1 protein-coding gene is annotated in these 686 nt (G+C 59.6%); it reads left to right on the top strand.

Annotation, left to right across the window (positions count from 1 at the left end; all coding sequences use genetic code 11):
• A partial coding sequence (locus AC1RPZ_RS27330; protein ID WP_493141018.1) for an IS4 family transposase occupies positions 1 to 686 on the top strand: 686 nt, incomplete at both ends.

Genomic DNA, 686 nt, shown 5'->3' with positions numbered 1-686 from the left:
ACTTCTCCGACCTGAGCACCTTCACCCAAAACATCCCCGTCGAGTGGGTGGCGTCAGCGCTGGATCTTTCCACGCAGGCCACTATCCGGCGGCGTAGGTTGCCTGCCGATCAAGTGCTCTGGCTGGTGCTCGGCATGGCGTTGTTTCGCGACGAGCCTGTCCATGAAGTAGCGAGGCGCCTGAACATCTGTGCCCAAGGATTGGCGACTGACCACTTGCTGGCTAGAAGCGGCGTCACTGAAGCTCGCAAGCGCCTTGGCGCCGACCCGGTTGAATGGTTGTTCCGTAAAACCGGCACCCAGTGGGCCAGTGAGCGGTATGACAATGACACCTGGCAAGGTCTTCAGGTGTTTGCCGTGGATGGCGCTCTCCTGCGTACCCCGGATACGCCCGAGTTACGGGATCACTTCGGCTCCGGAAATACCTCCACCGACCGCCAGACACCGTTTCCTATGTTGCGCCTTGTGGCGTTAATGAATGTGCGCTCGCACCTGATTCTGGATGCTCAACTAAGCCCTTACCGGCGCAGCGAGATGCGTTTGGCCGACGAGTTTCTGCAGCAGGTTCCCGACCATTCGGTGACGCTGTTCGACAAAGGATTCTGGGGGGCTGATCTGCTGTTGAGCCTGAACAATGCTGGCGTCAACCGTCACTGGCTGATCCCGGCGCGCAATGGGTTGGTCAGC

It is taken from the genome of Pseudomonas sp. GW822-FHT02D10 (assembly GCF_058802345.1).
This window is presented reverse-complemented; position numbering and strand designations above follow the sequence as displayed.